24 protein-coding genes are annotated in these 22,455 nt (G+C 71.9%); 8 read left to right on the forward strand and 16 right to left on the reverse strand.

Features of this window, described 5'->3' with window-relative positions:
* Positions 1-33: 33 nt before the first annotated feature.
* The 3 genes from NJE57_RS09005 to NJE57_RS09015 are packed head-to-tail and all read left to right on the forward strand — an operon-like array spanning position 34 to position 1,672.
* The gene (locus NJE57_RS09005; protein WP_319028059.1) at positions 34-903 is read left to right on the forward strand and encodes an A/G-specific adenine glycosylase; all 870 of its coding nucleotides are present in this window, start codon (positions 34-36) and stop codon (positions 901-903) included.
* Positions 904-942: 39 nt separating this feature from the next.
* On the forward strand, positions 943-1,251 hold the full coding sequence (locus NJE57_RS09010; RefSeq protein WP_319028061.1) for an antibiotic biosynthesis monooxygenase: 309 nt from the start codon (positions 943-945) through the stop codon (positions 1,249-1,251).
* Between the two features lie 28 nt (positions 1,252-1,279).
* Positions 1,280-1,672, forward strand: coding sequence for a DedA family protein (locus NJE57_RS09015; RefSeq protein WP_319028063.1), 393 nt, complete (start codon positions 1,280-1,282; stop codon positions 1,670-1,672).
* Between the two features lie 269 nt (positions 1,673-1,941).
* Here NJE57_RS09015 and NJE57_RS09020 read toward each other — a convergent pair whose 3' ends face one another.
* Positions 1,942-4,590 (reverse strand): ATP-dependent Clp protease ATP-binding subunit, encoded by a 2,649-nt coding sequence (locus NJE57_RS09020; protein WP_319028064.1) that lies wholly within the window; start codon positions 4,588-4,590, stop codon positions 1,942-1,944.
* A 217-nt stretch (positions 4,591-4,807) separates the two neighbouring features.
* On the opposite strand from NJE57_RS09020, the gene hrpB reads away from it, so the two are divergent.
* The 3 genes from hrpB (at position 4,808) to NJE57_RS09035 (ending at position 8,685) form a co-directional block, all read left to right on the forward strand.
* On the forward strand, positions 4,808-7,393 hold the full coding sequence (gene hrpB, locus NJE57_RS09025) for an ATP-dependent helicase HrpB (protein WP_319028065.1): 2,586 nt from the start codon (positions 4,808-4,810) through the stop codon (positions 7,391-7,393).
* A gap of 111 nt (positions 7,394-7,504) precedes the next feature.
* Positions 7,505-8,041 carry a hypothetical protein gene (locus tag NJE57_RS09030; protein ID WP_319028066.1) on the forward strand — a complete coding sequence of 179 codons (537 nt, stop codon included), beginning with the start codon at positions 7,505-7,507 and terminating at the stop codon, positions 8,039-8,041.
* An 89-nt stretch (positions 8,042-8,130) separates the two neighbouring features.
* On the forward strand, positions 8,131-8,685 hold the full coding sequence (locus NJE57_RS09035; RefSeq protein WP_319028067.1) for a hypothetical protein: 555 nt from the start codon (positions 8,131-8,133) through the stop codon (positions 8,683-8,685).
* 4 nt (positions 8,686-8,689) lie between these two features.
* Here NJE57_RS09035 and NJE57_RS09040 read toward each other — a convergent pair whose 3' ends face one another.
* The gene (locus NJE57_RS09040; protein ID WP_319028068.1) at positions 8,690-9,340 is read right to left on the reverse strand and encodes a L,D-transpeptidase; all 651 of its coding nucleotides are present in this window, start codon (positions 9,338-9,340) and stop codon (positions 8,690-8,692) included.
* 103 nt (positions 9,341-9,443) lie between these two features.
* Between NJE57_RS09040 and NJE57_RS09045 the strand changes: the two genes are divergently transcribed.
* Entirely contained in the window at positions 9,444-10,085 is a 642-nt protein-coding gene (locus NJE57_RS09045; protein ID WP_319028069.1) for a helix-hairpin-helix domain-containing protein, read from the forward strand.
* Positions 10,086-10,109: 24 nt separating this feature from the next.
* Here the strand turns inward: NJE57_RS09045 and lysS are convergent, their stop codons facing one another.
* The 3 genes from lysS to NJE57_RS09060 form a co-directional block, all read right to left on the reverse strand.
* Positions 10,110-11,729, reverse strand: a complete 1,620-nt coding sequence (gene lysS / locus NJE57_RS09050) for a lysine--tRNA ligase (protein ID WP_319028070.1) — start codon at positions 11,727-11,729, stop codon at positions 10,110-10,112.
* A gap of 21 nt (positions 11,730-11,750) precedes the next feature.
* On the reverse strand, positions 11,751-12,713 hold the full coding sequence (gene glsA / locus NJE57_RS09055; protein WP_319028071.1) for a glutaminase A: 963 nt from the start codon (positions 12,711-12,713) through the stop codon (positions 11,751-11,753).
* Between the two features lie 97 nt (positions 12,714-12,810).
* Positions 12,811-13,221 carry a rhodanese-like domain-containing protein gene (locus NJE57_RS09060; protein ID WP_319028072.1) on the reverse strand — a complete coding sequence of 137 codons (411 nt, stop codon included), beginning with the start codon at positions 13,219-13,221 and terminating at the stop codon, positions 12,811-12,813.
* A gap of 267 nt (positions 13,222-13,488) precedes the next feature.
* Between NJE57_RS09060 and ygiD the strand changes: the two genes are divergently transcribed.
* Positions 13,489-14,280 carry a 4,5-DOPA dioxygenase extradiol gene (gene ygiD / locus NJE57_RS09065; protein ID WP_319028073.1) on the forward strand — a complete coding sequence of 264 codons (792 nt, stop codon included), beginning with the start codon at positions 13,489-13,491 and terminating at the stop codon, positions 14,278-14,280.
* Between the two features lie 59 nt (positions 14,281-14,339).
* On the opposite strand, the gene NJE57_RS09070 is transcribed toward ygiD, so the two are convergent.
* The 11 genes from NJE57_RS09070 to folE form a co-directional block, all read right to left on the reverse strand.
* Positions 14,340-15,014, reverse strand: coding sequence for a TMEM175 family protein (locus NJE57_RS09070; protein ID WP_319028074.1), 675 nt, complete (start codon positions 15,012-15,014; stop codon positions 14,340-14,342).
* Positions 15,015-15,042: 28 nt separating this feature from the next.
* On the reverse strand, positions 15,043-15,813 hold the full coding sequence (locus NJE57_RS09075; protein ID WP_319028075.1) for a type III pantothenate kinase: 771 nt from the start codon (positions 15,811-15,813) through the stop codon (positions 15,043-15,045).
* A gap of 16 nt (positions 15,814-15,829) precedes the next feature.
* On the reverse strand, positions 15,830-16,255 hold the full coding sequence (panD, locus tag NJE57_RS09080) for an aspartate 1-decarboxylase (protein WP_319028076.1): 426 nt from the start codon (positions 16,253-16,255) through the stop codon (positions 15,830-15,832).
* Positions 16,256-17,242, reverse strand: coding sequence for a pantoate--beta-alanine ligase (gene panC, locus NJE57_RS09085; RefSeq protein WP_319028077.1), 987 nt, complete (start codon positions 17,240-17,242; stop codon positions 16,256-16,258).
* Positions 17,239-18,192, reverse strand: a complete 954-nt coding sequence (locus NJE57_RS09090) for a Rossmann-like and DUF2520 domain-containing protein (protein ID WP_319028247.1) — start codon at positions 18,190-18,192, stop codon at positions 17,239-17,241. Before NJE57_RS09090 ends, panC begins: the two co-directional genes overlap by 4 nt.
* A 144-nt stretch (positions 18,193-18,336) precedes the next feature.
* Positions 18,337-19,455, reverse strand: a complete 1,119-nt coding sequence (locus tag NJE57_RS09095) for a DUF6779 domain-containing protein (RefSeq protein WP_319028078.1) — start codon at positions 19,453-19,455, stop codon at positions 18,337-18,339.
* Between the two features lie 91 nt (positions 19,456-19,546).
* Complete coding sequence (locus NJE57_RS09100; protein WP_319028079.1) at positions 19,547-20,023, reverse strand: DUF3180 domain-containing protein; 477 nt, start codon at positions 20,021-20,023, stop codon at positions 19,547-19,549.
* Position 20,024: 1 nt separating this feature from the next.
* The gene (gene folK, locus NJE57_RS09105; RefSeq protein WP_319028080.1) at positions 20,025-20,549 is read right to left on the reverse strand and encodes a 2-amino-4-hydroxy-6-hydroxymethyldihydropteridine diphosphokinase; all 525 of its coding nucleotides are present in this window, start codon (positions 20,547-20,549) and stop codon (positions 20,025-20,027) included.
* Positions 20,546-20,935, reverse strand: a complete 390-nt coding sequence (folB, locus tag NJE57_RS09110) for a dihydroneopterin aldolase (protein ID WP_319028081.1) — start codon at positions 20,933-20,935, stop codon at positions 20,546-20,548. The genes folK and folB overlap by 4 nt, the downstream gene beginning before the upstream one ends.
* Positions 20,935-21,756, reverse strand: coding sequence for a dihydropteroate synthase (folP, locus tag NJE57_RS09115; RefSeq protein ID WP_319028082.1), 822 nt, complete (start codon positions 21,754-21,756; stop codon positions 20,935-20,937). Before folP ends, folB begins: the two co-directional genes overlap by 1 nt.
* A gap of 56 nt (positions 21,757-21,812) precedes the next feature.
* Positions 21,813-22,436 (reverse strand): GTP cyclohydrolase I FolE, encoded by a 624-nt coding sequence (gene folE, locus NJE57_RS09120; protein WP_319028083.1) that lies wholly within the window; start codon positions 22,434-22,436, stop codon positions 21,813-21,815.
* Positions 22,437-22,455: the final 19 nt, after the last annotated feature.

Here is a 22,455-nt window from a genome sequence, read left to right on the forward strand (position 1 = left end):
ATATTGTGCACACTCCGCTCCGACGGAGCCACGGTGACCTCCGTCGACACCGCCGCCCTGCTGGCCTGGTTCGACCGCGCGGGCCGGCCGCTGCCCTGGCGCGGGGCGGACGTGGGCGCGTGGGAGATCCTGCTCTGCGAGGTCATGAGCCAACAGACCCCCGTGTCGCGGGTCGAACCGGTCTGGCGGGAATGGCTCGAGCGGTGGCCCGGCCCGGCCGAGCTCGCCGCGGCCCCGGCCGCCGAGGTGATCCGGATGTGGGGCAAGCTCGGCTATCCCCGCCGCGCGCTCCGGCTGAAGGAGTGCGCCCTCGCCGTCGTCGACCGGCACGGCGGCAGGGTCCCCACCGACGTCGACGACCTCCTCGCCCTCCCCGGCGTCGGCGACTACACCGCCCGGGCTGTGGCGTGCTTCGCCCACGGGCAGCGCGTCCCGGTGGTCGATACCAACGTGCGCCGGGTGGTCGCGCGGGCGGTGGGGGGCTCGGCCGAGGCCGGTCCGCCGTCCACCAGGCGTGACCTCTCGGCCGTCGACGCACTGCTGCCCGAGGACCGCGATCGCGCGGTCGCCTTCTCGGTGGCACTGATGGAGCTGGGCGCACTGGTCTGCACCGCACGCGGGCCGCGGTGCGAGGACTGCCCGCTCGCCTCCTCGTGCGCGTGGGTGGCCGCCGGGAAACCTGCGTGGGACGGACCCCGGCGCCGGGCCCAGACGTTCGCCGGGACCGACAGGCAGGTCCGCGGCCTGCTCCTCGACGTCCTGCGAGACGGTGACGGTGCGGCCGACCGGGTCCGATTGGACGCCGTGTGGCCCGACGCGGTCCAGCGCGAGCGTGCACTCGACTCGTTGGTGGCCGACGGGCTGATGGTGCGCAGCGGGGACCTGTACTCCCTGCCGGGTTGACCAGCCGGGACCTCGGTACCAAAGCGTAGGCTCACCTACATGGCCGTCGTGAAGATCAATGCCCTCAACGTCCCGCCGCAGGCCGGCGCCGAGCTGGAGCGCCGCTTCGCCGAGCGCGCGCACACCGTGGAGAACTCCCCCGGGTTCCTCGGCTTCCAGCTGCTGCGCCCCACCGGCGGAGAGACCCGGTACTTCGTCGTGACCACCTGGGAGGACGAGGAGTCCTTCGCCGCCTGGCGCGACGGGGACGCCCGCACCGCCCACGCGGGCCAGCACGGCAAGCCGGTCGCCGAGGGCGCGAACCTGCTGGAGTTCGACGTCGTGCTGGACGTCAAGCCCTCCTCCTGACCCGCTCCCCCACCGGCGTCCCGCCCCCATGGACCGGATCTCGGAGCAACCGTTCGTCATCGCCTTCGGAACGCTCTTCGTCATAGTGATGCTGCGCGCCAACGCGACCTACTGGCTGGGCCGGGGCGCGCTCCGGGGCGGCAGACTCAGCCGGAGGTTCGCCCACCGGCTCGAGGGACCCACCATGCAGCGGGCCCAGCGACTGTCCGCGCGGTACGGAGTGATCGCCGTGCCGCTGTCCTTCCTCACCGTGGGCGTGCAGACGGCGATCAACTTCAGCGCCGGGTTCACCCGCATGCCGCTGACCCGGTACCTGCCCGCGGTGACCGTGGGTGGACTCATGTGGGCGACGCTCTACTCCACCGTGGGAATGGTCGGCTGGGCGGCGATCGCCACCATCTGGTCCGGGATCACCTCCTAGACGACCGACCCGGGCGACCTACGCGGCCCGCCCCGGCCCGATCCACGCTGCCGCCCCCGACTTGCGCGGCCGTCCCCCGACTTGCGCGGCCGCTATGGTCCATTCCCGCCGCTCAACCCCGAGGGAACCGGGCAATCTGGCCGCGCAAGCCCTGGAGGCGGGGCGGCGGGGCGGCGGGCGAGAGTCCCGCACACGACGAACGGCCCCCGCCAGTGGCGGGGGCCGTTCGTCGTGTCAGGCGCGGTGCCGGGGCACCCGTCGCGACCGGGTCAGGTGGTGGCGGGGGCCGCCCCACCACTCCCCGCGGGGCCGCCGGGGGTGCCGCCACCGAAGCCTCCCGAGCTCGGCGGGAGCGAATCGCCGGGACCGGCCTCTCCGGTGGGAGCGACACTCGCGGTGATCTCCTCGCCCTCGCGGGAGTCGGCCTCCGGGCGGGGTGCGCCCGTGAACGTGAACTTGGCGTCCTCGGTGTTGTCGGACTCCCCGTCCCAGCCCTCGACGTCGACCTTGATCAGCTCGCCTGCCGCGACCTCTCCGAAGAGGATCTTCTCGGAGAGCGTGTCCTCGATCTCGCGCTGGATCGTGCGACGCAGGGGCCGGGCGCCCAGGACCGGGTCGAACCCGCGCTTGGCCAGGAGCTCCTTGGCCCGATCCGAGACCTCGATGTCCATGTCCTTGCCCTTGAGGGCCACGCCGACGCGGCTCACCATGAGGTCGACCATCTGGACGATCTGGTCGCGGGTGAGCTGGTGGAACACCACGATCTCGTCGATGCGGTTGAGGAACTCGGGCCGGAAGTGCTTCTTGAGCTCGTCGTTGACCTTCTGCTTCATCCGCTCGTAGGCGTCCTCGGTGTTGTCGGAGGACTGGAAGCCCATCCCGACCGCCTTGGAGATGTCCCTGGTCCCGAGGTTGGAGGTGAAGATCAACACGGTGTTCTTGAAGTCCACCATGCGGCCCTGACCGTCGGTGAGACGACCATCCTCGAGCACCTGGAGGAGCGTGTTGTAGATCTCCGAGTGGGCCTTCTCGATCTCGTCGAACAGGACCACGGAGAACGGCTTGCGCCGCACCTTCTCCGTGAGCTGGCCGCCCTCCTCGTAACCGACGTACCCGGGGGGTGCACCGAAGAGACGCGAGGCGGTGAAGCGGTCGTGGTACTCGCCCATGTCGATCTGGATGAGGGCGTCATCCTCACCGAACAGGAAGTTGGCCAGCGACTTGGACAGCTCGGTCTTACCGACACCCGAGGGGCCGGCGAAGATGAACGATCCCGACGGACGCTTGGGGTCCTTGAGCCCGGCGCGCGTACGGCGGATCGCACGGGAGACGGCCTTGATGGCCTCCTCCTGACCGATGATCCGCTTGTGCAGCTCCTCCTCCATGCGGAGCAGACGCGTGGTCTCCTCCTCGGTGAGCTTGAACACGGGGATGCCGGTCCAGTTCCCCAGGACCTCGGCGATCTGCTCCTCGTCGACCACGGCGGCCACGTCCATGTCGCCCGCACGCCACTGCTTCTCGCGCTCCGAGCGCTCGGCGATGAGCTTCTTCTCCGTGTCGCGCAGGCCGGCGGCCTTCTCGAAGTCCTGCGCGTCGATCGCGGACTCCTTCTCGCGACGGGCCTCCGCGATCTTCTCGTCGAACTCGCGCAGGTCCGGCGGAGCGGTCATCCGCTTGATGCGCATGCGCGCACCGGCCTCGTCGATGAGGTCGATCGCCTTGTCCGGCAGGAAGCGGTCGTTGATGTAGCGGTCCGCCAACTGCGCGGCCGCGGCCAGCGCCGCGTCGGTGATGGTGACGCGGTGATGCGCCTCGTAGCGGTCCCGCAGCCCCTTGAGGATCTCGATGGACAGCTCCACGTTGGGCTCGGGGACCTGCACCGGCTGGAAACGACGCTCGAGAGCCGCGTCCTTCTCGATGTGCTTGCGGTACTCCTCGAGCGTGGTGGCGCCGATGGTCTGCAACTCGCCACGGGCCAGCTTGGGCTTGAGGATCGACGCGGCGTCGATCGCGCCCTCGGCGGCACCCGCACCGACGAGCGTGTGGATCTCGTCGATGAACAGGATGATGTCGCCGCGCTGGTTGATCTCCTTGAGCACCTTCTTGAGGCGCTCCTCGAAGTCACCGCGGTAACGCGAACCGGCCACGAGCGAGCCCAGGTCGAGCGAGTAGACCTGCTTGTCCTTGAGGGTCTCGGGGACCTCGTTGTTGACGATGGACTGCGCCAGCCCCTCGACGACGGCGGTCTTGCCCACGCCGGGCTCGCCGATCAGGACGGGGTTGTTCTTGGTACGCCGGGAGAGCACCTGCATGATGCGCTCCACCTCCTTGGCGCGACCGACGACCGGATCGAGCTTGCCCTCCATGGCGGCCTGCGTGAGGTTACGGCCGAACTGGTCCAGGACCGTCGACGACGACGGCGTCCCGGACTCCCGCCCACCGGCTCCCGCGGGCGCACCCGTGGCCTCGGCCTCCTTGCCCTGGTAACCCGAGAGCAGCTGGATGACCTGCTGACGGACCCGTGTGAGGTCCGCTCCGAGCTTGACCAGCACCTGGGCGGCCACGCCCTCGCCCTCACGGATGAGGCCGAGCAGGATGTGCTCGGTGCCGATGTAGTTGTGGCCGAGCTGCAGCGCCTCGCGCAGGCTCAGCTCCAGCACCTTCTTGGCCCGCGGCGTGAACGGGATGTGCCCGCTGGGCGCCTGCTGGCCCTGGCCGATGATCTCCTCGACCTGACTCCGCACCGCTTCCAGCGAGATCCCGAGGGACTCGAGGGCCTTGGCGGCCACTCCCTCGCCCTCGTGGATGAGACCCAGCAGGATGTGCTCGGTGCCGATGTAATTGTGGTTGAGCATCCGGGCCTCTTCCTGGGCCAGGACGACGACGCGACGCGCGCGGTCGGTAAACCGTTCGAACATCGTGCTACCTCACATTCCTCGGGTTTTCACCACTGTAGTGGCCCGGTCTGACGCTGGGCACCGCAGGAGCAGTGCCCGGACCTTCACCAGGGTTCAACGCGGCAGGTCGGACAATCATTGCGAATCCGTGTACGCCGACAGCGAACGCCGGGAACAGGTGCACCGCTGGACCGGCCACTAGGGTCGTGACCATGGCACAGGTGGGCGGGTCGACGGTATGAGCCCGTTCGATCTGGAACGCATCGGGCGCGGCCTGCCGTTCGCCGCCGCGCTGCCCGCCCTGCGCGAGGCCCTGGAGACGACGGGCACCGCGGTGGTCCAGGCCCCGCCCGGCACCGGCAAGACCACTCTCGCCCCGCCGGCGGTCGCGTCGACGGACGGGATCGCGGGTCGGGTCGTCGTCACCCAGCCCCGACGGGTGGCCGCACGCTCGGCGGCGCGGCGCCTGGCGACGCTGACCGGGACGGAACCCGGCGCGGTGGTCGGCTACTCCGTGCGCGGGGACTCGAGGGTGGGCCGGGACACCCTCGTGGAGTTCGTGACGCCGGGGGTGCTGGTGCGGCGACTGATCGCCGACCCCGACCTACCCGGGATCGGCGCCGTGGTGCTCGACGAGGTCCACGAGCGGGACGTCGAGTCCGACCTCGCCCTGGCGCTGCTCTGCGAGGTGCGTCAACTCCGCGACGACCTGCCCGTGGTGGCCATGTCCGCGACCGTCGAGGCCGGTCGCTTCGCCCGGCTGCTGGGCGGTGCCGGAGCGGACGACCCGGGGGCGACCGCGGCTCCGGTGGTCGACGTCCCGGCCGTCCTGCATCCCCTGGAGATCCGGTACGCGCCACCACCGGTGACCCGGCTGGACTCCCGCGGGGTGACCGACGGGTTCCTCGACCACGTGGCCGCGGTGACGGCCGACGAGGTGACCGCGGGCGGCGCAGACACCCTGGTCTTCCTCCCGGGGGTCCGCGAGATCGAACGCGTGGTGCGGGCGCTGGACGCCCGGCTGGGTGGGCGCGCCGAGGTCCTTCCCCTGCACGGCGGTCTCGACGCGGCGGCGCAGGACAGGGCGGTCTCCGGTTCCGGGAGCGGGGGCCCGGGACGGGACGGCACCCGACCGCTACCCCGGGTGGTGGTCTCGACCGATCTCGCGGAGTCCTCGCTCACGGTGCCCGGGGTGCGCGTGGTGGTGGACGCCTGCCTGAGCCGCGAACCCCGCAGGGACGCGGCGCGTGACATGACCGGACTCGTGACGGTCTCGGCCTCCCGCGACTCCTGTGTGCAGCGCTCCGGCCGCGCCGCCCGCCTCGGCCCCGGAACGGCCGTGCGCTGTCTGACCGAGGACGAGTACGCGCGACTGCCCGCACACCGCACGCCGTCGATCGCCACCTCCGACCTGACGACCTTCGCCCTGGACGTGGCCTGCTGGGGCGCACCGCGGGGCGAGGGACTGGCGCTGCCCGACCCGCCGCCGTCGGGGGAGATCACCCGCGCCGAGGATGTGCTCCAGGGGTTGGGAGCACTCGACGCCCGCGGCAGGGCCACCGGGCGCGGACGCGACCTGGCGCGCGTACCCGCCGACCCGCGGCACGCCCGGGCGCTGCTCGACGGGACCCCGGTCGTCGGCCGCCGGATGGCCGCCGAGGTGGTGGCGATGATGGCCTCGGGCCGCCGCTCCCCCGCGGGCGACCTGGTCGCGGACCTGCGTGCGCTGCGCAGCGGTCGGGCCGGGGATTCCGCGACCTGGGAGCGTGAGGCGCGTCGCCTGGAGCGGCTGGTCCACACCGGTGGCGGACAGCGCGGGGGAACACACGGCGAGGTCCCGGCCGAGGAGGCCGTCGGCCTGATCGTGGCGCTCGCCCATCCCGGGCGGGTCGCGCGCCGCCGGGGCGCGCAGTACACGTTCGCCTCCGGGACGGGGGCGGTCCTGCCACCCGGGTCGGCGCTCACCGGCCACGAATGGCTCGCGGTGGCCGAGGTCGCCCGCGCGTCCGGGCGGGCCGCCGGGGAGGCGGGCGCGGTGATCCGCGCCGCCGCCGCGCTGGACCGGGACGGAGCCGAACGTGCGGCATCGGGGCTCCTCGACGACGACGAGACCGCCTCCTTCTCCGGCGGCGCACTGACGGGCCGCAGGATCCGGCGACTCGGGGCGATCGAGCTCTCGTCGACGCCCGTGCGCCCCGGTCCGGCCGCCGCCGCGTCGGCCGTGGCGGCAGCCGTCCGCGCCGGGGGGCTCGCGGCGCTCGACCCGGACGACGAGGCCCTACGCCTGTGGCGCCGGCTGGCACTGGCCCGTCGCGAGCTCGGAGCCCCCTGGCCGGAGGTGACCGGGGACGCCCTCGCGGACCGGGTGGACCAGTGGCTCGGACCGGAGATCGACGCCCTCGCCCGCGGCGGGAGGATGGCGGGACGCGACGTGGGCCGCGCCCTGCGGCGACTGCTCCCGTGGCCGGAGGCCACCCGGTTCGACGAGTTGCTGCCCGACCGCCTGGAGGTGCCCAGCTCGTCGTCGTACCGGGTGGACTATCCCGAGCCCGGTTCCGACGCCGCCCCCGTGCTCGCGGTCAAGCTGCAGGAGTGCTTCGGGTGGACCACCTCGCCCCGGATCTGTGACGGGCGGGTCCCGGTGACCGTCCACCTGCTCTCCCCCGCCGGCCGACCGCTCGCCGTCACCCGCGACCTGGCGTTCTTCTGGAGAGAGGCCTATCCCGGAGTGCGGGCGGAGATGCGGGGCCGCTATCCCCGGCATCCGTGGCCGGAGGATCCGGTGGCCGCCGAGCCCACGCGTCGGACGAACCGGCGACGCTAGTAGTCCCGCTTCCACGACGAAGGTCATGGACCGGCACGTCGGCGAGATCCCGCCACTATGATGTGACAAAGCACATAGGCGTGAATTCGTCTCGCCGAGAGGGTGATCGCCATGGCCGTTTACGAACCGCCCCCACCCCACCGGGTCCCGCTGCCCACGAGGACGCCGGCGCGGACCAAGATGATCCCGCCCACCCGGAACCGGATCGGCGCGTCCGCCTCCCTCACGGGTCTGGCCCTGGCGCTGCTCAGCCTCTATCTGCCGTGGCTGTCGACCGGCGGGGGCGAGCAGATCTCCGCCCTGGGGATCACCGAGGTCATCGACGTGCGCAGCGTCGCCCCGGTGTTGTTCCTCGGGTTGCTGGGACTGTTCTTCCTGGTGACGGTCACCGCTTTCACCCGACTGGGCGCGTTCGCCGCCGCTGCGGGGGTGGTGGCCGCCGGGGCACTGGCGTGCCATCTGGCGTTCGTCTGGATCCTCGTCGAGTCCACCGGGTCGACGGAACCGGCCCTGTCGGGGCTGCCGGCGGACGCCACGGTGACCTTCGGCCCCGTCGTGGCGGCGCTCGGGTTCGTGATGACGACGGCGGGATCGGCATGGACGGCGTGGTCGGCCGAGTACCTGCGATCGATGCGCACCCCACGGTGACCACGCCCTTGTGGCACGCACCGGCACCAGCGCATACAATGTGACTTAGTTCACATCAGTGAATCCGGTCCGACCAGGGGGCACCCGCCATGAGCACGCAGACGACGTCCGCCACCCACCCCTCACACCGGTCGGCGCGCACCCCGACCGGCAGCAAGATCATCCCCCACCTGCGCAACCGCGTCGGGGGACTGACCGCCTTCGTCGGCCTGGCACTGGCCCTGGTCAGCCTGTACCTGCCCTGGCTGGCCACCGAGGCCGGAGGGGGCATCACCGGGCTCGGACTCACCGAGGTACTGGACCTGCGCGCCATGGCGCCCGTGAACTTCATCGGCCTGGTCGTGCTGTCGTTCCTCGCGTCGGTCACGCTGTTCACCCGTCTGGGCTTCTTCGCGCTGGCCAACGCGATCCTCGCCGCCGTCGTGTTGACCGCCCACCTCGCCTTCATCTGGGTCCTGATCGGTTCGACCGGTACCTCCGACCCCCTCCTGTCGGGGCTGCCCTCGGGCACGTCGGTCACCTACGGCCCGTACCTCGCCGCGGTCGGCTTCGTGCTGGTGATCGCCGGGTCGGCGTGGCAGGCACGGTCGGCCGAGTACCTCCTGCCCGACCGCGCGGAAGCCCGCCTGTTCAAGGACTCGTGACGAGTCAGAACACCACCACGGTGTCCCCGACCTGCAGGCGGTCGAAGTAGGTAGCGGCGGCGGGCTGGTCCAACCGGATGCAGCCGTGGGACTCGTACGACGGGTCCCCCTCGTGGAAGGCGATCCCGCCCACGAAGTACACCGAATACGGCATCGGTGCGTTGTCGAACAGCCGGCTGACGTCGTGCCGCACCTTCCGTGTGACCTGGTACGTCCCCCGCGGCGTCTCCCAACCGGACATACCGTGGGACATCCGCACCGGCCCGTAGCTCAACCGCTCTCCCGCCTGCAGCCAGGTGCGATCCCCGTCGAGATCCACGCACGCGGCCGCGGTCCGGGGGCACGGGCTCTGCGGTGTCGGGTCCGGTGGCGTCGGGTCCGGCGGCGTCGGGCGCGCGGCGGGGGCCGGGGGCGCGGGCCGAGGGGGCACCAACCCGTCCGGAGGGGTGATACCGGCCGACTCCAGGGAGCCACCCATGGCGGTGCGCAGGTCCGTGTCCGCCTGCGCCGATCCGGCCAGGGCCTGGTCGAGGGCCTGTCGCGCCTCCGCGGGAACGTCGAAGGGCGTCTGGGCCGACGCGCCGGACGTCGAGGCACCGGCCGCCAGGAGCGCTGCCGTCAGCCCGACCAACACACGCGATGCGTTTCTTCTCATGCCGCTATTATGTCGCGGCCGGATCACCGGCGCCGACGCCCCCCGGTCACGTTCGGGTCTCGACCGGTGCGCGGGACCACCCCGCGCGTCTAGCGTCTGCGTCATGAACGAGTCACCGCTGCCCCTGCCCCGACTGTCCGCCCCCGCGGGCCGGGCTCTGGCCGCGGCGGGGATCACCGACCTCCGCCAGCTCGACGGAATGCCCGAGGAGGACGTGCTGGCACTACACGGCATCGGCCCCTCCCAACTCGGGGTGCTGCGCGACGCGCTGACGGCGGCGGGACTGGCCTTCACCGACCCGGTCGCCCGACCCCGGGCCACCGGCCGCAGTGACAACACGGCGCACGTCGCGGCGCCCGGCTCCCCGCGGGAGTGGATCGAGGGGCTGCCCACCGCCCGGCGCGTGGACGACGGTCTGCGACTACTGGAGCTCTTCGACGACGTCACCGACGAGCCGGCCGTCATGTGGGGCCCGTCGATAGTGGGCTACGGCCACCACCACTACGTCTACGACAGCGGCCGCGAGGGCGACACCCTCCGGGTGGGCTTCAGCCCCCGCGCCTCCGCCCTCACCCTCTACGGGCTGCTGGGGACACCGGGCGCCGAAGCGCTGCTCGCGAGGCTGGGGCCGCACAGGACCGGCACGGGTTGCCTCTACGTGTCGAGCCTGGCCAGGGTGGACCAGCAGGTGCTCCGCGACCTGGTGGCACTCGCCTGGGAACACGGCCGGGGCGACGCCCGCTGACCCGCGACCCACCGAGGTCGACCTTCAGTCGCGTGGCAGCGGCTTGACCATCGGGAACAGGATGGTCTCGCGGATGCCCAGACCGGTGAGCGCCATGAGCAGCCGGTCGATCCCCATCCCCAGCCCTGTCGTGGGCGGCATCCCCTGCTCCATCGCGGCCAGGAAGTCCTCGTCGAGCACCATCGCCTCGTCGTCTCCGGCCGCGGCGAGCCGCGCCTGGTCCTCGAACCGCTGGCGCTGGATCACCGGGTCGACGAGCTCCGAGTACCCCGTCGCGAGTTCGAATCCACGGACGTAGAGGTCCCACTTCTCGGTGACCCCGCGCTCCGTCCTGTGGTCACGGGTGAGCGGGGAGGTCTCAACGGGGAAGTCGCGGACGAAGACCGGCCCCTCCAGTTGGTCGCCGCACAGGTGCTCCCAGAGTTCCTCGACCAGTTTGCCGTGCAGCCAGCCCTTGTCCTTCGGGACCTCCAGCCCCACCGCCGAGGCCAGCTCGGTGAGCTCCTCCACGGTCGAGTCCACCGCCACCTCCACGGCCCGCTCGGGATGCCTGGCCCGCAACGCCTCGTTGAGTGAGGGGTACATCCGCATCTCGCGCCACTGACCGCCGAGGTCGAATTCGGTGCCGTCGGCGAGGGTGACGGTCGTGGTGCCGAACACCTCCCGGGCGACCTCCTGGATGACCTCGCGGATCATCGTGGCCGAGGTGTCGTAGTCCCCGTAGGCCTGGTAGGTCTCGAGCATCGCGAACTCGGGACTGTGCGAGGAGTCCACGCCCTCGTTCCGGAAGTTGCGGTTGATCTCGAAGACCTGCTCGATCCCGCCCACCACGCAGCGCTTGAGGTACAGCTCCGGCGCGATCCGCAGGTACAGGTCGAGGTCGAGCGCGTTGGAGTGCGTGACGAACGGCCGGGCGGCGGCACCGCCGTGCAGCGTCTGCAGCATGGGCGTCTCCACCTCGAGGAACCCGCGACGCTCGAGGGCGTCGCGCAGTGCCCGGACCACCTTGATGCGGGTGACCGCGTTGCGACGGGCGGTCTCGCGCATGATGAGGTCGGTGTAGCGCTGCCGGATGCGCGTGTCCTCGCTCAGCTCCTTGTGGGCGACCGGCAGCGGGCGGAGGGACTTGGCCGCCAGCACCCAGGAGTCGGCCATGACGGACAGCTCGCCGCGCTTGGACCGCACCACCCGGCCACTCACCGAGACGTGGTCACCGAGGTCCACGTCCTGCTTCCAGGCTTCGAGCCGCTCCTCGCCGATGTTCGCCAGCGACAGCATGGCCTGCAGCTGCGGGGCGAAGGCGCTCGGCCCGTCCCCGGCCTCCGGGGCGGACAGGTCCGCAGCCGGGTCCACGCCGTCCTGCAGTCGGACGAAGCAGAGCTTGCCGGTGTTGCGGACGAACAACACCCGGCCGGCGACGGAGACCCGGACGTCGGTCTCCTCCCCCGGCTCGAGCGCGGCGAAGCGCGGGTCCGAGGCGATCTCGACCAGGCCGTGGGTGCGTGGGACGTCGACGGGGTAGGCGTCCACGCCGGAGTCGAGGATGCGCTGCCGCTTGTCGCGGCGGATACGTAGCTGCTCGGGGGTGTCGTCGGCGGGCTCGTTCGAGGCGGCCCCGGGCGCTGCGGGAGTCGAGTCGGTCACGGCTCCCGAGGATAGTCGCCGCTACGCGGTGGAGCCGAACCCGTGGTCACCCACCTGGTCGAGTACGTGGAGGTCCAGCTTGTCCGAGAGCGCCTCGATCGCGGCCGCGGCCCGCACGCTGTTGCCGTGCTCGTCGAGCCGGGGCGAGTAGGCGGCGATGCCGAACCTGCCGGGGACCACCGCGAACAGGCAGCCAGAGACCCCGCTCTTGGCCGGCAGTCCGACCTGGTAGACCCAGTCGCCCGCCGCGTCGTACATGCCGCAGGTGAACATCACGCTGTTGGCGTAGCGCACGGCTTTACGGCCGAGGATCCGTTCCTCGCTCCCGGGACGCAGACCGCTGTTCGCGAACATGGCGGCCATGTGGGCGAGCTCGCGGACGTCCACGCGGACCGCACACTGACGCCCGTAGCCGGCCACCACCTCGTGGGGGTCGTCCGCGAGGTTGCCCTCCTCCGCGAGCAGGTGGGCGAGCGCCTGGTTGCGGTGGGCGCTGTGGGCCTCGATGTCCGCGATCTCCTCGTCCACGTCCACCTCGCGGCCGACCAGGCGGGACAGCAGCGCACGGATGTGCTCGAAGCGCGAGCCCTCGTCGTCGTCGGTGTCCCCGACGAGTGCGTGGGCGGCCAACGCCCCGGCGTTGACGAGACCGTTGGGCGCCCGGCCCGTGCCGGCCTCCAGGGAGATCTCGTTGAACGCGTCGCCGGACGGCTCCACGCCGATCCGCTCGGCCACCTCGTCGACCCCCTTCTGGTCCAGGGCCAGGGCGTACACGAACGGCTTGGACGCGGACTGGAGATCGAATCGGATGTCGTCGTCGCCCACGGACACCACCCGGCCGCCCAGGTCGCAGACGGCCAGCGCGAGGGCGTCGGGATTCGGGTGCTCGTAGTCCCCCAGGTGCGGGACCAGATCACCGGAGGAGTCGTCCCGGACCTCGTCGAGGATGCCTGTGAGCAGGTCTGCCGAGATGTCGTCCATCATTCCGTGACCGTACCGGCGCCGGCGGCGCCACGCCCCCGGTCGGGGCGCCGTGGCCGCGTCGGGTGTGCATGGTGTGACTGGTGCGCGCCGGCTGCGTTCAGTGCGCGGAGATCGCGGACCTCTCGCGCAGGAGGTGCTCCGCATCGGCGAGCAGGCCGAGCGCACGGGCGGCACGGAGCGCGTCGTAACCGCCGTCCACCGCGCGGACCCCCCGTACCCCGCGCGAGTGCAGTTCCAGGGCGAACAGCTCGGCGTCGAGGCCGTCATCGCTGACCAGCACCACCTCGCCGCCCTCGATCACGACGGCGAGCGGAGCTGCCGAGCGGGGATCGAGCAGCTCGACGACGGGGCGAGCCTCGACCGCGACCGCGCCGGCCAGGACGCCCTGTCGCTCACGTTGGGCCCTGGAGCGGATGTCCACGACGAGGGCGCCTCCGCGAACGGCGGCGGGGTAGTCGGCGACGTCCACCGAGACCGGGGTGGAGGTGACTGTGGTGACGGTGCTCATGCGGTGCTCCTGGTGCGGCGGGATTCGGCGGGGCGCGTTGACGGTGCTGCTGCCGGTCGGCGACACAGGTGCTGTGCGCGCACGGATGCCACCGGTTCGGCGAAGGGCATTCGGCGGGCGTGCATGCCCCCGATAATAGACAGACCGGTCTACCTAGTTCAAGCCCCGGGATCCTCACCCACCCACCCCGTCACCCACCCCGTCGCCCACCCGGCTGGCGCCATGAGGTTAGTTGATGCATCATGTAGTTAGAGCAGAGGAGAACACATGAGCACCACGCACCAGCGCCAACCCGCCGTCTTCATCGGACACGGGGTCCCCCTCAACGCGCTGGAGGTCAACGAGTGGACCCGGCAGTGGGCCGCCCTCGGGGCCTCGCTCCCCGAGCGACCCCGGGCCGTCCTCGCCGTGTCGGCACACTGGTACATCGGCGCCACCGCCGTGACCGCCATGCCGAACCCGCGGACGATCCACGACTTCTACGGCTTCCCCCGGGAACTGAACGAGTTCGAGTACCCGGCCTCCGGCGCCCCCGAACTGGCATCCGAGGTGGCCGAGGTGGTCAAACCCACCTGGGTGGGCATCGACCAGGACTCGTGGGGGCTCGACCACGGCACGTGGTCGGTGCTCACCCACGTCTTCCCGGACGCCGACGTCCCCGTCGCCCAGCTCTCGGTGGACGCGTCCAAGCCGGCGAGCTACCACTTCGACCTCGGCGTCCGGCTCTCCGCACTGCGCGACTCCGGCGTCCTCGTGCTGGCCAGCGGCAACGTCGTACACAACCTGGCAGCGGCGGACCCCTCACGTGGCAACAGCGGCACCGACTGGGCCCACCGCTTCGACGACCACGCCCAGGAACTGCTCACCGACCGTCCGGAGGACGCCCTCTCGCTGGTCGACCACCCGGACGCCCGGTCGGCGGTGCCCAGCGCCGACCACTTCCTGCCCCTGCTGTACACGGCCGGCATGGCCGCGGGATCCGGCGAGACACTGGACGCCTTCAGCAAGGGCTACGCCTGGGGCTCGGTCTCCATGACGAGCTACCGGTCCGCGGCCTGATCCCACTACCGGCCTGACCAACCCCCAGCCCGCCCCTTCAGCCCGATCCGGCGACGCCGTCAGGTCCCCCTGGCCCGGTTCGCGAGCCGTCCCGTCAGCGGGAGCACGATGACCAACGACACCCACACCAGTTGGGCCGTCCCCGCCCCGACCGTCAACGCCACGGGGACCGACGCCAGGAACACCGCCGGGGCGGCCACCGCCGCGACGAGCAGCCTGCCGTTCTCCCTCGGGGAGGTGGGACGACGCTCCAACCCTGCCGCCCGACCGAGCTGGTAGACGGCCGCCTGGGCGAGGGCCACCCCGGCGATGTTGAGGGCGTAGAAGACGGTGGGCAACGCGAGATCGGATGTGGCCGGGTCACTGATCGCATCCGTGGTGAAGGGCACGAGGATCACCAGGCCGGTCGCCACCAGGTTGGCGAACACCATCGGGCCGTCGAGCCCCGTGAGGCCCTTGATCATCCTGACGTTCACCCGCCACAGTGCACAGATCACCACGAAGCTCAGTACGACCCCGGACAACTGCCGGCCCAGCCCGGATCCGGCCAACGACCCGAGGTCCTGCCACGCCTCCGCCCCCGGTAGGTCGACGTTCACGATGAGCAGCGTCACGGCGAAGCCGTAGATGGCGTCGAAGAAGGACAACCCGCGGTCGAACTCGGAGGTGTCCCTGCGGATCACCTCGTCGTCGTCGATCTCTCTCCGCCCGACCCCGCCCATGGCGGACAGCATGCCATCAGCACCGTGTGCGGGGCGCGGCTCAGGAATTCCTCTCGAACACCAGCCTCAGCCCCTCGAGCGCGAGCTCGGGCTCCACGTCGGTGATCGTCCGCGACTCCTCCGCCACCACGTCCGCCCGCAACCCGGTCAGCACCACCGCCGCGTCGGCCAGTTCGGCGACGTCGGTCCGCAGACGGTCCACCAGGGCGTCGATCTGCCCGGCGAACCCGATCACGATCCCGGCCTGGAGCGCGGCGACGGTGTTCTTGCCGAGCGCGCCGCGGGGCCGCACCACCTCGATCTTCCGCAGCGCCGCCGCGCGCTCGGCGAGGGCGTCCACGGAGATGTCGATCCCGGGCGCGATCGCGCCACCCAGCAACTCGCCGCGCCCGGAGACGGCGTCGACGGTGGTCGCCGTGTCCACGTCGACGACGATGACGGCGCCCTCGAAGAGGGTGTGGGCGGCCAGTGCGTTGACCACCCGGTCGGACCCCACCTCCCGCGGGTTGTCCACCAGCAGCGGGACACCGGTCTTGACACCGGGCGCGACCACGACCGCGCGCAATCCGGGCCAGTAGTCGGCGGCCATCCGGCGGAGCTCACCGGTCACCGAGGGGACGACCGACATCGCGGAGATGCCGGAGAGTCGGCCGGCGCACTCCCCGAGAAGTCCCCGGATGGTCAACGCCAACTCGTCCGAGGTGACCGACGGCGACGTCCGCATGCTCCAGGTGCGCTCGAGGGGACCACCGTCGGAGGGGAAGACGCCGAGCCGGATGTGCGTGTTGCCGACGTCCACGGTGAGAAGCACGGTCCTACCCCGGTACCTAGACGGCGGCCGGCTCGGGTACGCGCGGGTTCTTCAGCCCCGACCCCGCGGGCACGTTCGCCGGATCGGTGCCCTCGGTCAGAGTGCGGTTGTCGCCGTCGACAAAGACCACACGGGGTTGGTAGGTCCGCGCCTCGGCGTCCTCCATGACGGCGTAGGCGATGACGATCACCAGGTCGCCGGGATGGACGAGATGCGCTGCCGCGCCGTTGATGCTGATGACCCCCGACCCCCGCTCGCCCGTGATGGCGTAGGTGGTCAGACGGGAGCCGTTGTCGATGTCGACGATGTCGATCTGCTGCCCTTCGAGCAGGTCGGCGGCGTCCATCAGGTCGGCGTCGATGGTGCAGGAACCCACGTAGTGCAGGTCGGCCTGGGTCACGGTCGCCCGGTGGATCTTGGAGTGGAGCATGGTGCGCTGCATCTACAGGCCTTCCTTGAGGTCGTCGGCCATCTCGGCCTGTTGGGCGGCGACGGTCGCCTCGGCGGCGGCGAGGAAACCGGTACCGATGGCCACGCCGACGTTGTCGATGAGGCGGGTGGCACCGATCCGGGCGGCCACGAGGAGCCGCCCCGGCCCCTCCTGCGGCGGCTCACCGAGGTCGCCGGCCCGGAGTTCGAGGTAGTCGATCGAGATCTGCGGACGCTCCGCCAGGACCGCCCGGGCCGCGTCGAGCACGGCCTGTCGCCCGGCCTGCGCGGCGAACGTCCCGGCCACTAGCGCGGCGTTGAGCGTGGTGGCCAGCTCCCGCTCCTCGGCGGAGAGGTAGCGGTTGCGCGAGCTCAGCGCCAGCCCGTCGGACTCCCGGACGGTGGGGACGCCCACCACCCGTACGTCCATGTCCAGGTCGGCCACCATCTGGCGGATCAGGACCAGTTGCTGATAGTCCTTCTCCCCGAAGAACGCCTGGTGGGGCGCGACGATGTTGAACAGCTTGGCCACCACCGTGAGCATTCCGGCGAAGTGGCCGGGGCGGGCCGCTCCGTCGAGGATCTCCCCCGTCGGGCCGGGCTGGACGGTGGTCCGCGGACCGTCGGGGTACATCGCGGCGGCGGCGGGGGCGAAGACCAGCTCGACCCCGGCCTCGGCGAGCCTGGCCACGTCGTCGTCGAGCGTGCGCGGGTAGGCGTCCAGATCCTCCCCCGGTCCGAACTGGAGCGGGTTGACGAAGATCGACACGACCACCACCGACCCGGGCGTGCGACGGGCGGCCTCGACCAGCGCGAGATGACCGGGGTGCAGCGCACCCATCGTCGGGACGAAGGTGATCTGCTTGCCGACCTTGCGCAGCGATTCGGTGACCGCGTGCAACGACGAGGGCTCGTGGTGGACGGTCAGCTCACCGCGGGTGTAACCCGACCCCGGACGGCCCGGGACCGCCGTGCGCACGGGGTAGATCGAGGTGGTCATCGCAGTTGCTCCGTCAGGTCGGGGGCCAGGAGGTCGGTCACGTCACGGCCGGCACCGCAGCGGTCGGCCGCCCGCAGCGCGAGGGCGCGGTACCCGGCGGCGATACCGCTGTCGACATCCTCGAGCGCATCGAGGTGACGCGAGACGGTGACCGCGTCGCCGCGCATGACGGGGCCGGTGAGGGCGGCGTCGCCGGAGGCCAGGACGTTGTCGAGGGCGGCACGCAGGAGCGGCTCGAGGGTGCGCCGGGCGAGCGCCTCCGGGTCCGAGCCGAGCATGCCGTCCGGGTCACCCGCGACCCCGCCGCCGGGGAGTACCGAGAAGGACGCCGCGAGCGCCTCGGCGGCGTCGTTGACGAGGGTGACGAGGTGGTTGGCGCCGTGCGCCAGAGCCGCGTGGTAGAGCGCGCGGTGGGATTCGGCGACGGTGACGGGCAGGCCCCCGGTCTCCATCACCAACATCTGCCCGACGACGAGGCCGACCTCGTCCGGGGAGGTCAGTGCCCACGAGCAACCCTCCATGCGGTCGAGGTCCGAGTCGCCGCCCGTGAAGGTCATGGCGGGGTGGGCCGCCACGACGACGGCACCGGCGTCCGCCGCGGGTCGGAGGACCTCCGCACCCACCGCGCCCGCGACGTGGACCACGATGTGACCGGGGCGGAAGGCGTCGGCCGCGGCCAGTTCGGCGACCACGCCGGCCAGTGCCGAATCGGGCACGGCGAGGATCAGCAGCTCCCCTGCGCCGGCCACCCCGACGGGATCCGCCAGTCGTGCTTCCGGCAGACGGCGGGAGGCGAGGTCGCGGGAGCGCTCGGACCGCGCGACGACCGCGGCGACCACGTGCCCACGCCGCTCCAGTGCCGCGCCGATGGCTGTCCCCACTCGACCGGCGGAGACCAGGCCTATGGACAGGCGGGCAGGGGGTGTTCCGGTGACGCCGAACTCGGCCATCATGAGGTACTCCAGTGCTCGATCCGTTCCAGGCCCGCTCACGTGGTGGGTCCCGGACATCTCGGGGGCGAGAGTAGTCGGATCGGACCGGAACGGCAGCAAGGAGTGGCGCACCTCACACCGGGGACGAGCGAGGGGGCTTTCTCAGTCCGCGGAGTGTCGACGGCGACGACCACCACTGGGGGCGTCCTCGCCCAGCCGGGCCATGAGATCGGCGACCGAGAGGCCTCCGCCCTCACCGTGGCGGCTCGAGGTCGCCGACTCCTGGGCAGGGGGCTCGGTGAAGACGGGCTCGGCGGTGGCGGGCTCGGCGGTGGCGGGCTCGGACGCCGGTGCCGACCGCTTCGGCCCCTCGGGCGTCGTCGCGGGCGCCGGCTGCTTCGGGGCGTCGGGCCGGGTCCGGGGCTCGGGCTGGGTCCGACCGGCGGGCCGGACCGCCGGGCCGCGGGAACGCTCGCCCCGCGCTTCCGCGGAGCGGGTCTGGTCGGGTCTGGTCTGGTCGGGTCTGGTCTGGTCGGGTCTGGTCTGGTCGGGTGGGGTCTGTCCCGTGTCGACCGCGGAGATCTTCTCGGTGCGCTCTGTGCTCGGCGTGACGTGCCGACCGACCCCGGTGACCGTCGGCTCGGGCGTGGACTGCCGGGGCCGGGCCGGGCCGGGGGTGGTCCACGACTCCCGGGGGTCCGACGACGGGCCGGCCGACGCGGAGAAGGTCGATTCCGGCGCACGACGACGGGGTTCGACCCGCTCGGACCGCACCGATGGCAGTGACGATCCCGCACCGAGCTCACCGGCGGTGGTGTCCCCGCCCACGGCGGGGCGATCGTCGGTCAGGGGCATGCCCATCTGGCCGAGCTGCTCCCGCAACGCCGCGATCTCGTGACGCAGTGCCTGTATCGAGTCCGAGGTCTCCGCCCGGACGGTGTCGCGCAGGTCCTTCTCCACCACCAGCTCGTGCTCGCGACGAGCGGAGATCTCGCGCTCCAGTTGCAGCTCGTAGACGGTGTGCAGGTCGCGGACCCGGGCCGCCTCGGCGGACGCCTGCCGACGGTACCGGGCCACGAGGAACGCCCCGATGAACGCCGCCCAGAGCGCCGAGAGGGTGCCGATCCGCATCCACACCGGGTCGTCGGAGAAGACCATCACCACGGTCGCGACGAGCGCCAGCAACAGGAGCACCCCGAGAGCGATACCCGCCACTCCGCGGTCGTCGCCGCGAGCGGGGCGGACGGATCGGGGCTTGTCGATCGCGCCGTCGGAACTCATGTCCCGCATGATACGCAGAGGATCACTGGTCCCACGAGTAACCAGCGCGTGTTCCCCAGGAACGCACCGGGGCGCTCTTCTCACGATGCGCTCAGGTCGGCTGGGCCAGCCCCCCGGAGTCGTCGTCCGACGGCGGGGTCTCGCACGCCGATTCGAGGAACAGTCCGGCCCCGACGAGCAGCGCCCCGGACACCAGAACGGCCACGGCCGCGGGCAGCTCGTCGCTCGCGGCCGCCAGATCTCCCAGCCTCGGGAGGAAATAGAGGCAGAGCCCGGCTCCCAGACCGCCGGCCGCGGCCCCGAGGACCGCCGAGGCCTGTCCCAGGGCCGCGCACCTGGCGATCGTCAGCGGGTGCATCTGGCTGCGGTCCTGCCCGACCCCGCCGTCGGAGATCGCGGACCGGACCCGCACCGCCAGCAGCACGTCGATCAACGCCACCACCGGCAACGTGACCCACCCCCACCCGATGGGCGGCAGCGATCCGAGGAAGGAACCGGTCAGGACGTATGCGGCCACGCCGGCGACGAGAGCGACCAGGATGAGAGTGGACACCGCGATACGGGCCATGTCAGCCGACCCACCCTTCGGGCGCCAGCGACCCGGTCGTCCGCCGGACCCCTGCCACCTCTGCCGGATCCAGGGCGTCGAGGTGTGCGGAGAGCGCGAGGCCGTTCAACCGGGCCGTCGGCTCGATCTCCATCCACGGGACCAGGACGAACGCGCGCTCGGCCGCGCGTGGGTGCGGCAGGGTCAGGGAGTCGTCGCCGGATGTCACCGTGGCTCCGTCCTCCTCGGCCGACACCACGTCGACGTCGAGGGTCCTGGGGCCCCACCGGACCGCCCGGGTGCGCCCGGCCGCGCGTTCCCGCGCGAAGCCCCACTCGAGCACGTCGCGGGGGGAACCGGGGTGGTCGACGACGAGGACCGCGTTGAGGAAGTCGTCCTGGTCCACCCCACCCCACGGAGGGGTGGCGTAGACCGAGGAGAAGCCGCGGAGGATCCCGTCGCCGGCCGCGGCGGCCACCACGCCACGCAGCAGCGCCAGCGGATCCCCCTGGTTACCACCGATGGACAGGACCGCCCGACAGCTCACCGGTCGCCACCGCCCCGCCCGCCCGCGCGCGAGCGCCGGGCGACCACCGCCACGTCCGCGAACTCGGCCGGTATGGGGGCCTGCGGTTTGTGCACCGTCACCTCGACGGCGTCGGCACCGGGGGCGAGGTCCATGATCCCGTCGGCGATCTGCGAGGCCACGGTCTCGATGAGGTCGCGGGGCTCCCCGGCCACCACGTCGCGGGCCAGGAGCGCCAGCGCACCGTAGTCGACCGTGTCGGCCAGGTCGTCCGAGGCCGCGGCCGCGGCGAAGTCCGTCCACACGACCAGGTCGACGATGAAGTCCTGGCCGTCGCGTCTCTCGTGCTCGAAGACCCCGTGGGTGCCGCGGACCCGCAGCCCTGTCAGTTCGATACGGTCCGCCATCAGCTCTGCCCCACCCCTCCGGTCGCCCACGCGTCGGCCACTCGAACGGCGTCGGCGCTGGGCGCGACGTCGTGCACACGGACCGCCCAGGCGCCGGCCGCAGCCGACAGTGTCGTGATGGCGGCGGTGGCGGGGTCCCGGTCGGTCACCGCGCGGGGCTCACCTCCAGCACCCGCCAGGAGTGAGCCGAGGAACCGCTTGCGTGAGGCCGCCACCAACACGGGGAACCCGAGGTCGGTGAGGGCGTCGAGTCCGTGGAGTAGCGCCCAGTTGTCGGCGGCGTCCTTGGCGAACCCCAGTCCGGGGTCCACCACGATCGACCCCTCGTCGACTCCCGCGGCGACCGCCGCGTCCGCCCGGCGCGCGAGGTGGTCACGTACCGAGGACACGACGTCACCCCCGTAGTCGGACCGGCCGCCGGCGCCCGCCCGGTACTGGTCCGGCGACACCCAGTGCATGAGGATCACGGGGCATCCGTGCTCGGCCACGACCTCCAGCATCCCCGGATCGGCGAGACCCCCGGAGACGTCGTTGACGATCGCCGCACCGGCGTCGAGAGCCTCGGCCGCGACCGAGGCGCGCATGGTGTCGACCGAGACGGTGACCCCGTCCCCGGCGAGCGCCCGGACCAGCGGGATCACGCGGCCGGCCTCGTCGGTGCGGTCCACCCGGATCGCACCCGGCCTGGTGGACTCGCCACCGATGTCGAGGAGGTCTGCTCCCTCGGCGACCAGTCGCCGCGCGTGCGCGAGGGCGGCCTCCGGTGCGAGGTGTCGCCCGCCGTCGGAGAAGGAGTCCTCGGTGACGTTGACGACCCCCATCACCGCGCACCGACCCGGGCGCGGCAGGGCCGGGGGCGGTGGGGCGGACGGACGGCTCACGTACCGCGCAGGAGGCCGAGAGCCTCCGCCCTGGTGGCGGCGTTGGAGCGCATGCTGCCCCGGACCGCGGACGTGGTGGTGATCGAGCCTTGTTTGCGGATGCCGCGCATGCTCATGCACAGGTGTTCGCATTCGATCACCACGAGCACACCGGTCGGGTCCAGCTTGGCCACCAGTGCGTCGGCCACCTGGCTGGTCAGGCGCTCCTGGACCTGCGGCCGCTTGGCGTACAGATCCACGAGTCGGGCGAGCTTGCTCAACCCGGTGACCGCTCCCGACCGGCCGGGGATGTATCCGATGTGTGCCACCCCGTGGAACGGCACCAGGTGGTGCTCACAGGTCGAGTAGATGGGGATGTCCCGCACCAGCACCAGCTCGCGGTGGTCCTCGTCGAATGTCTTGGACAGCACGTCGGCGGGGTCGGTGAACATCCCCGCGAACACCTCGCGGTACGCGCGGGCCACACGGGACGGGGTGTCCCGCAGGCCCTCGCGCTCGGGATCCTCGCCCACTGCGATCAGGAGTTCCCGGACCGCGGACTCGGCACGATCGGCATCGAAGACCCGGCCGGTGGACACCGACCGGGCGTCGGCCGCGGGGATGTGGTCAGGGGTCGTCATCAGTCCTCTTCTCGCATGA

The sequence above is a fragment of the Dietzia sp. PP-33 genome (assembly GCF_033790845.1).
Taxonomy (GTDB): domain Bacteria; phylum Actinomycetota; class Actinomycetes; order Mycobacteriales; family Mycobacteriaceae; genus Dietzia.

Excerpts from the sequence above, each read along its gene's own strand:
- NJE57_RS09010 (WP_319028061.1), top strand. The coding sequence starts at position 943 with ATGGCCGTCGTGAAGATCAATGCCCTCAACGTCCCGCCGCAGGCCGGC.
- NJE57_RS09015 (WP_319028063.1), top strand. The coding sequence starts at position 1,280 with ATGGACCGGATCTCGGAGCAACCGTTCGTCATCGCCTTCGGAACGCTC.
- NJE57_RS09020 (WP_319028064.1), bottom strand. The coding sequence starts at position 4,590 with ATGTTCGAACGGTTTACCGACCGCGCGCGTCGCGTCGTCGTCCTGGCC.
- hrpB (WP_319028065.1), top strand. The coding sequence starts at position 4,808 with ATGAGCCCGTTCGATCTGGAACGCATCGGGCGCGGCCTGCCGTTCGCC.
- NJE57_RS09030 (WP_319028066.1), top strand. The coding sequence starts at position 7,505 with ATGGCCGTTTACGAACCGCCCCCACCCCACCGGGTCCCGCTGCCCACG.
- NJE57_RS09035 (WP_319028067.1), top strand. The coding sequence starts at position 8,131 with ATGAGCACGCAGACGACGTCCGCCACCCACCCCTCACACCGGTCGGCG.
- NJE57_RS09040 (WP_319028068.1), bottom strand. The coding sequence starts at position 9,340 with ATGAGAAGAAACGCATCGCGTGTGTTGGTCGGGCTGACGGCAGCGCTC.
- NJE57_RS09045 (WP_319028069.1), top strand. The coding sequence starts at position 9,444 with ATGAACGAGTCACCGCTGCCCCTGCCCCGACTGTCCGCCCCCGCGGGC.
- glsA (WP_319028071.1), bottom strand. The coding sequence starts at position 12,713 with ATGATGGACGACATCTCGGCAGACCTGCTCACAGGCATCCTCGACGAG.
- NJE57_RS09060 (WP_319028072.1), bottom strand. The coding sequence starts at position 13,221 with ATGAGCACCGTCACCACAGTCACCTCCACCCCGGTCTCGGTGGACGTC.
- ygiD (WP_319028073.1), top strand. The coding sequence starts at position 13,489 with ATGAGCACCACGCACCAGCGCCAACCCGCCGTCTTCATCGGACACGGG.
- NJE57_RS09070 (WP_319028074.1), bottom strand. The coding sequence starts at position 15,014 with ATGCTGTCCGCCATGGGCGGGGTCGGGCGGAGAGAGATCGACGACGAC.
- panD (WP_319028076.1), bottom strand. The coding sequence starts at position 16,255 with ATGCAGCGCACCATGCTCCACTCCAAGATCCACCGGGCGACCGTGACC.
- panC (WP_319028077.1), bottom strand. The coding sequence starts at position 17,242 with ATGACCACCTCGATCTACCCCGTGCGCACGGCGGTCCCGGGCCGTCCG.
- NJE57_RS09090 (WP_319028247.1), bottom strand. The coding sequence starts at position 18,192 with ATGGCCGAGTTCGGCGTCACCGGAACACCCCCTGCCCGCCTGTCCATA.
- NJE57_RS09095 (WP_319028078.1), bottom strand. The coding sequence starts at position 19,455 with ATGAGTTCCGACGGCGCGATCGACAAGCCCCGATCCGTCCGCCCCGCT.
- NJE57_RS09100 (WP_319028079.1), bottom strand. The coding sequence starts at position 20,023 with ATGGCCCGTATCGCGGTGTCCACTCTCATCCTGGTCGCTCTCGTCGCC.
- folB (WP_319028081.1), bottom strand. The coding sequence starts at position 20,935 with ATGGCGGACCGTATCGAACTGACAGGGCTGCGGGTCCGCGGCACCCAC.
- folP (WP_319028082.1), bottom strand. The coding sequence starts at position 21,756 with ATGGGGGTCGTCAACGTCACCGAGGACTCCTTCTCCGACGGCGGGCGA.
- folE (WP_319028083.1), bottom strand. The coding sequence starts at position 22,436 with ATGACGACCCCTGACCACATCCCCGCGGCCGACGCCCGGTCGGTGTCC.